Raw genomic sequence first — 4,881 nt, 5'->3', positions numbered from 1 at the left:
AGGAGCGAGTTGGGGCCACCACAGGCGGAGCGAGTTGGGGCCAGCACAAGAGGAGCGAGTTGGGGCCACCACAGGCGGAGCGAGTTGGGGCCAGCACAAGAGGAGCGAGTTGGGGCCACCACAGGCGGAGCGAGTTGGGGCCAGCGCACGCGGGGCGGCTTGGGGTCTGGGCGAGGGGTTAGCGGAGGGCGAAGACTTGTTTCTTGGCCTTCGCGCCTTTCAGGGTGGCCACGTAGGTGCCGGGGCGGGCTCGGACGGTGTTCTTGCAGTCGCGGTGGCGGTCCCAGACGACGTCGTCGACGTAGGGGATGCCGCGCCGTAGCGTCGCCTTGGGGGCGTCGCCCTTGCGGCACTTGCTCGACGACCAGACGCGGTCCGCGCCGGAGGTGATGCGGACCTCCAGCGATCCCGTGTCGAACGCGCAGGAGCCGTCACGCGTGCTGACGACCGTGACCCGGAACTCCGGACGCTCGGACCCCGCGTAGACGCTCTTCGCGGCGGACATGTTGACCACGAGGTCACCGCGGCCGCAGGGGCCGCCGTCGGCCTGCTCCGGCGCGGGCGTGGTCGTCGTGGTGACGGTGACCGTCGGCATCGCGCTCGGCGGCGGAGCGCTCGTCCGCTCGGCCGCGCCCGCGTCGTGGCCCGGCTTCTCCTCTCCGGCGCCTCCCTGGCACGTCCACGCCAGCAGGCCCACGGCCCCGAGGACGCCTGCCAGGGCCCACACGCGCCGGCGCCAGTACCGATCGAGCCCAGAGCCGTCCTGGTCGCGCTCAGTGTTCGCCCCCATGCGGGCAGTATGCATTCACCCGGGCGGGAAGAGCGGGCGACCCGCCGCGTGCCACAATGGCGACGCGCCATGAACACCGAATCCGCACTCACCACGCCGATCCTCGCCTGGTACGACGCGAACGCACGGGACCTCCCGTGGCGGGCGCCGGACGCGACCCCCTGGGGCGTCCTCGTCAGCGAGATCATGCTTCAGCAGACACCGGTCTCCCGCGTCCTGCCCGTCTGGGAGGCCTGGACGACCCGCTGGCCGACGCCCGCCGCGCTCGCCGCCGAACCGTCCGGCGAGGCCGTCCGCGCGTGGGGCCGGCTCGGCTACCCGCGCCGCGCCCTGCGCCTCCACGAGGCCGCCCGCGCGATCACCGAACGGCACGGCGGCGACGTCCCCTCCTCGCACGCGGACCTGCTGGCGCTCCCCGGCATCGGCGCCTACACCGCCGCCGCCGTCGCCAGCTTCGCGTTCCGGCAGCGTCACGCCGTCCTCGACACCAACGTCCGCCGCGTCCTGGCCCGGCTGCTCTCCGGCGTCGAGTACCCGCCGAAGGCGCAGACCAAGGCCGAGGTCACACTCGCGGAGAGCCTCCTGCCGCTCGACCCGCCGACCGCCGCCCGCTGGGCCGTCGCGGTCATGGAACTGGGCGCACTCGTCTGCACAGCCCGTTCGCCTCGCTGCGTCGACTGCCCCGTCATCGACAGGTGCACGTGGCAGCTGACCGGCCGTCCCGCCTACGACGGGCCGCCACGAAGGGGCCAGACGTACGCCGGAACCGACCGGCAATGCCGGGGGCGACTCCTGGCCGTCCTGCGGGACGCCGAACACCCGGTCGAGAAACCAGCCCTGGACGTCGTCTGGTCGGACGCCGTCCAACGCGAACGCGCCCTGGACACCCTCATCGCGGACGGCCTGGTCGACCCCCTCGAAGACGGCCGCTACGCCCTTCCCGGCTGAACTCTCGCGCCCGTCCGCAAGGGATCCGCCTTCTCAGGGGAATGGCAGGCCGGCTCTCTGTGCGCGTATTTCGGATCGGATGAGCTCCAGCAGCCGGCCCACCCAGTTGCGGCCTCTGTCTCCGCGCGTGATCCAGTGGTCGGATTCGATTCCGCCATACCCGATGGGGGCGTCTCCCGTGCCGAGAAGGATCTCCGCCAGCTCGGGATGCCGCGCGTATTTGGCGCGCATGAGGCCCGCCATCACGGCCGTCCTGACCTGTGGCCATCCCTGGACGCGTGAGGCCTCTTCGGCGAGCTTCTGGGCGTCGTAGGGGCGTTCCGCGGCGCGAATCCGCTCCCGGACCTGGGGATCCTCGGTGGACAGCGCCCAGTAGGCGTGCGTGACCGACGGGTAGAGGACGCCGCCGGCCTCGATCGGGGCCGGGTAGTCGTTCTGCAGGGCATCGATTCCCGGGCTCTCCGGCCATCCTCGCGGAAACACGCGCCCGCCCAGGTGAATCGTCCCGCCCGGGGGTTCCTGTGGATCGTCCCCCGACCTCTTCGATTCGTATTCGGCGCGTGCGCGGGCCTCCTGGGCGAAGTAGTCCAGAGCCCATTCCCGCATGGCTTCGGTCACCACGTCATCGTCGAACCAGCCGCCGATCGGACGCTCCCCGACGTCGGTGCACAGAAAGACCAGCGGCCGGTCCTTGTTGTCCATGTCACCGAGCGAATAGTGGCGCTTGTGGGCGGGCATCGCCAGGTAGGCCTCGCGCAGCGCCAGCCGGTCGGCCTCGTCACGCGACTCCAGGTACCGGTCAAGCGCCGCCAGGCAGCGGTCGGTGGAATCGGGCCGGTCGTTCAGGCGCTCGATGTCGTCGGCCACCTCCCCCAGCAGCATCTCCGAGGTGAGGCCGAACATCGGCTCGGCGGCCTTCCACCGGCCGAGCTCGAACGCGCTGATCTCACCGCCCTCGGGTACCTCCGTCACCACCCAGCCGCATTCGAGCTTCTCCCGAAGACCCTCCAGGTCGACCCACTCCCAGCAGTTGATGGCGCCGTCCGCGAACACCAGCAGGTTCGTGAGGTGGTAGGAGCCGTTGTGGATGAAGACGGGCCGCGCGACGCCCTCGATGCGCCGTCCGTCCTCTGTCCGGTGGATCCGTAGCAACAGGGAAACTCCTCAATCCTCATCCAGGGAAGCGGAGCGCAGCCGCTCGGCGGCCGTCACCTCACCCGGTGGCCCGAACCCCACCTCGGGGCCGCGCATTCGGTCGATCTTGGGCCGGTTCCGCCCCGCCGGTCAACGGAAATTCGCTCGTCAGCCCAGGGCCCGGGCTCGTACCGTACGCCAGTGCGTGATCTGCTGACCCTGCCCAAAGCCCACCTGCACGTCCACCTTGAGAGCACCGTCCGCGGCGCCACACTCCGCGAGATCGGCGCCGCCAACGGCGTGCCGGTCCCCGAAGACCTCGGCGCGTTCGGCGACTTCGCCTCCTTCTTCGCGCAGAACGACCTCGTCCGCGCCTGCCTGCAGCGGCCTGAGGACTTCCACCGCATCGCCTACGAGTTCTGCGAGGACGAGGCGGCCCAGGGCGTCCGGTACGCCGAGGTCTCGTTCACGGCCGCCGCGCATGGCGAGCGCCTCGGAGACCTCGGCATGCCTCTGGCGGCCGTCCTGGAGGGCCTTGAGGCGGGCCGGGAGGCCTTCGGCATCGAGTGCCGCGTGATCCTCGACCACTCCCGCCGCCGGTCCGTCGAGCGCGCCTGGCGGACCCTGGACCTGGCCCGGCGTCACGAGCGCGTGGTCGCCGTCGGCCTCGCCGGCGACGAGGCCCACCCCGGTGACCCGTTCACCGAGGTCTTCGCCGCCGCGCACGACGCCGGGCTCCACGTCGTCCACCACGCGGGCGAGGCCGAGGGCGCGGCCAGTATCCGGCAGGCGCTCGGCCCCGGCCGCACCGAGCGGCTGGGCCACGGCATCCGGGTCCTGGACGATCCCGACCTGGTGGCCGAGGTCCGCGAACGCGGGATCCCCCTGGAGGTCTGCCCCTCCTCCAACGTCGCGCTGGGATTCGTCCCGTCCCTGGACGCGCACCCCCTCCCACGCCTTCGAGAAGCGGGCCTGCTGGTCACTCTCAACACCGACATCCCCGCCCTGATCAACACCCCCCTCGCCACCGAGTACGCGCACGTCCGCGCCACTTTCGCCTACGACGACCTCACCCTGGCCGACCTGGCCCGAGCCTCGGTCACCGCCTCCTTCGCCCTGCCTCAGACCAAGAAGGCCCTCGGAGAAGCGATACAGGCCTGGCTTGCCACCCCGCCCCCCTCCCCTTCGAGGTGAGCGGGCGGGGTCTTCGGATGGCGATCTGGTCGCACACTGGGCCTCCCTGAAGTCACCTTCAGGGTTCCCGAGCGCGGCGGTCGCCGGAGACCGAACAGCGTTCTGTGGATTAACCCACCGGCTTCTCCGGCTCGCGCGTGAAGAGGCAGAACAGGTGCCCCGCCGGGTCCTGGTAGACCCGGAAGTCGTCATCCGGCTGGAAGTCGGCCAGGACGGCGCCCACTGCCTCGGCGTGCTTTCCGGCGGCGTCCACGTCGTCCACCTCGAAGTCGAGGTGGGCCATCTGCAACTGGGCGCCGTCCGCGGCGGGCCACGTGGGGGGCTTGTAGAGCGGCTCTGTCTGGAACGACAGGCCGGTTCCGCCGCCCGGGGGACGCAGCTTCACCCAGTCGGGCTCGTCCTGCACGACCGTCCAACCGAGGAGGCGCTGGTAGAAGTCCGCCAGCACGTGCGGGTCGGGGGCGTCGAGGACGGGGGCGGAGAGGGTCAGACGGCTCATGGCGGCTCCCAAGACAGTCGATCTTGTGAGGGGAGGCTGCCCAGGAGAATCGCGACCATGCGAGCCGCCCACACGCGAGCCGCCCACACATGCGAGCCGCGAACATGCGGAAGGCCCGCGACCAGTTCCTCCAGTCGCGGGCCTTCGCGCGCGGGACGTCAGTCCTTGTTGAAGTTGACCGCGCCCTCGATGGGCGGCGGGCTGTCGGGGACGGTCGACGGCTTCGGCACGCCCTTGAAGGTGAACTTGGCGTTCTCGGCGGTGTCGGTGTTGTCGGGGTCGAAGCCCTCGGTGCCGACGATGACGATCTGGCCGG

Annotated in this window: 5 protein-coding genes; 2 read left to right on the top strand and 3 right to left on the bottom strand. The window is 71.2% G+C overall.

Annotation, left to right across the window (positions count from 1 at the left end; translation table 11 throughout):
• Nucleotides 1–178: 178 nt before the first annotated feature.
• Entirely contained in the window at nt 179–790 is a 612-nt protein-coding gene (locus AB0C69_RS38050; protein ID WP_360360738.1) for a hypothetical protein, read from the bottom strand.
• 69 nt (nt 791–859) lie between these two features.
• Between AB0C69_RS38050 and AB0C69_RS38045 the strand changes: the two genes are divergently transcribed.
• Nucleotides 860–1,738, top strand: coding sequence for an A/G-specific adenine glycosylase (locus AB0C69_RS38045; protein ID WP_360360735.1), 879 nt, complete (start codon nt 860–862; stop codon nt 1,736–1,738).
• A gap of 33 nt (nt 1,739–1,771) precedes the next feature.
• Here AB0C69_RS38045 and AB0C69_RS38040 read toward each other — a convergent pair whose 3' ends face one another.
• On the bottom strand, nt 1,772–2,791 hold the full coding sequence (locus AB0C69_RS38040) for an NADAR family protein (protein WP_360360732.1): 1,020 nt from the start codon (nt 2,789–2,791) through the stop codon (nt 1,772–1,774).
• A 282-nt stretch (nt 2,792–3,073) separates the two neighbouring features.
• Here AB0C69_RS38040 and add point away from each other — a divergent pair, with 282 nt between their 5' ends.
• On the top strand, nt 3,074–4,066 hold the full coding sequence (gene add, locus AB0C69_RS38035) for an adenosine deaminase (RefSeq protein WP_360360729.1): 993 nt from the start codon (nt 3,074–3,076) through the stop codon (nt 4,064–4,066).
• 109 nt (nt 4,067–4,175) lie between these two features.
• Here the strand turns inward: add and AB0C69_RS38030 are convergent, their stop codons facing one another.
• Nucleotides 4,176–4,565 carry a VOC family protein gene (locus AB0C69_RS38030; RefSeq protein ID WP_353835688.1) on the bottom strand — a complete coding sequence of 130 codons (390 nt, stop codon included), beginning with the start codon at nt 4,563–4,565 and terminating at the stop codon, nt 4,176–4,178.
• Between the last annotated feature and the right edge of the window lie 316 nt (nt 4,566–4,881).

This window comes from Actinomadura sp. NPDC048032, assembly GCF_040653175.1.
Lineage (GTDB): Bacteria > Actinomycetota > Actinomycetes > Streptosporangiales > Streptosporangiaceae > Spirillospora > Spirillospora verrucosospora.
This window is presented reverse-complemented; position numbering and strand designations above follow the sequence as displayed.